This is a genomic window from Flavobacterium croceum DSM 17960 (assembly GCF_002917885.1).
Lineage (GTDB): Bacteria > Bacteroidota > Bacteroidia > Flavobacteriales > Flavobacteriaceae > Flavobacterium > Flavobacterium croceum.
Map to the genome: position 1 here is coordinate 1 of NZ_PQNY01000074.1, position 2,133 is coordinate 2,133.

Genomic DNA, 2,133 nt, shown 5'->3' on the forward strand with positions numbered 1-2,133 from the left:
GAACAACTACTATCCTTTTGGTATGAAACACGAAAAGTATAATGTAGAAGAATCTGTTTTTATTTCTGGTAATAGAGGAAGTTTTGGTTACTATAAAGGGGCAGGAAACAGTACTTCTTCAGTAACGTACAAGTATAAGTATAACGGTAAAGAATTACAAGACGAGCTGGGGTTGCTTAACTTATATGACTATGGAGCAAGGAACTATGACCCTGCAATTGGAAGGTGGATGAATATGGATGGGTTTTCAGAAAAATATTTTCCTTTATCTCCTTATACATACGCTGTTAATAATCCAATGTTTTTTGTTGATCCAGATGGTAATTACATAGAAATTTATTATGGTCAAGATGGGAAAAGTCATTATACATATAACTATGTAAAAAATAGAAACTACTCAGAAATTAAGGACCCATTTCTAGCTGATGCATACAAAGCCTTAGATGCCTTATATAAAGCATCTAATATTGAGATTGATGGCAAAGAAATTAATGTTATACAGACACTTATGGATGATACGAGAGAATTGTCAGTTGTAGAAACTACTAGTGATGAGTTACAATCTACTTTTGCTAAAGATAGAGATTATATAAGTAAAGGGATGTGGAATGCTAGAGGTGAGGAGGGTAAAATTTTAGGAACAGTACATTTTAATACTTCTCAAGCAATTAGATATGACGATATAAATGATACAAATAATGTAAAAGATTTTTATGATAAGAATGGGAAGCTTAAATCTACAGTTAAAACTAATTCTCCAACAGCATTATTGGGACATGAATTTGTACATGCCTTTAATTGGTCTCAAAATAAAACAGATTACATAAATAGAGTTCGAGATACTTCTACAAGAAATCAAACACCTTGGTTTAAAAATGCAGAAGAAGCAAGAACAACAACATTATCTTCTCAAATAAATATAAACCTAGGAGAACCTTCAAGAAGTAACTATCATGCAGAAGGTATAAAGGTTCCTAATGTATTATCTAACAAACCTAGCAATTAGAAATGGTAAAGAATGTATTTATAATGATATCAATGATGTTTTTTTCATGTGGGTCAGTAAAAAGCATTAAGAATAATAACGCAGATAAAATTATAGCGATAAAATTTATGGGAACAATACATACATTCCCTTCGACCTTAGATGAAAAATCATTCTGGGGATATAAAGATGAACATGTTAAATTAATTATTAACCAAGACAATTTTATTGGTGAAATAATAAAAAATATTGGAACAGAAAATTATAAAAATCTTAATGATATCAAATATGCATTTTTGGTAACTAATTCTTCTACTATAGATACATTATATAGTGATGAAGATTTAAAAGATTGGACTTTAAAAAGAAAAGGTAAAGATTATCACTACTATGATGAAGAAGGTAAGTTGGCGAAAAGCCTAAGACAAACCTATTCTTTTTTTAGTGATTGTTGGTAATCTCCGTTAGCCCGAGCTTAATGTCGCCGTACAAGATATAAGTGGCAATCCTACAGGTTTTAAAGATGTAGTAAACACTCAAGATTATTATTATGATGCCAATGGCAATATGTATAAAGATGCCAATAAAAATATTACAAGCATTACCTACAACCATTTAAACCTACCTACAAAAATTGTTTTTTATAATGATAATTTTTCAAAAATTGAATACCTTTACGATGCTAGTGGTAAAAAACTAAAAAAAGTGGTGTACGTATCTGGAACTATCATAACAACAGACTATCTAGATGGCTATCAATATGAAAATGCCGTATTAAAGTTTTTTCCAACTGCCGAAGGTTATGTAAATGCAACACAAAACAACAGCAGTTATCTATTTAATTACGTTTACAACTACACCGACCACTTAGGTAACATAAGATTAAGTTATGGTAAAGACCCTGTAACGGGTACAACAAAAATTATTAAAGAAAACAATTACTACCCTTTTGGACTTTCTCACAACAATTACAATATGAGCCAAAAAACATATGTTAAAACAAATGGAAATAATGCTCTTGTTCCTTGTCAAACTTGTCCTAGAGGGTATCAATATCGATATAACTCCAAAGAATATCAGGATGAACTCGGTTTGAATGAATATGATTATGGAGCTCGTGGCTATATGCCTGATATTGTCCGTTGGAG

General features: G+C 30.8%; 2 protein-coding genes and 1 pseudogene. All 3 read left to right on the forward strand.

Annotated elements, in window-relative coordinates; translation table 11 throughout:
• A partial coding sequence (locus tag Q361_RS13440; RefSeq protein ID WP_146047055.1) for an RHS repeat-associated core domain-containing protein occupies window positions 1-1,006 on the forward strand: 1,006 nt, incomplete at its 5' end.
• A gap of 107 nt (window positions 1,007-1,113) precedes the next feature.
• On the forward strand, window positions 1,114-1,443 hold the full coding sequence (locus Q361_RS13445; RefSeq protein WP_146047056.1) for a hypothetical protein: 330 nt from the start codon (window positions 1,114-1,116) through the stop codon (window positions 1,441-1,443).
• 109 nt (window positions 1,444-1,552) lie between these two features.
• Window positions 1,553-2,133, forward strand: a pseudogene (locus Q361_RS13450) (type IV secretion protein Rhs); the annotation flags it as partial.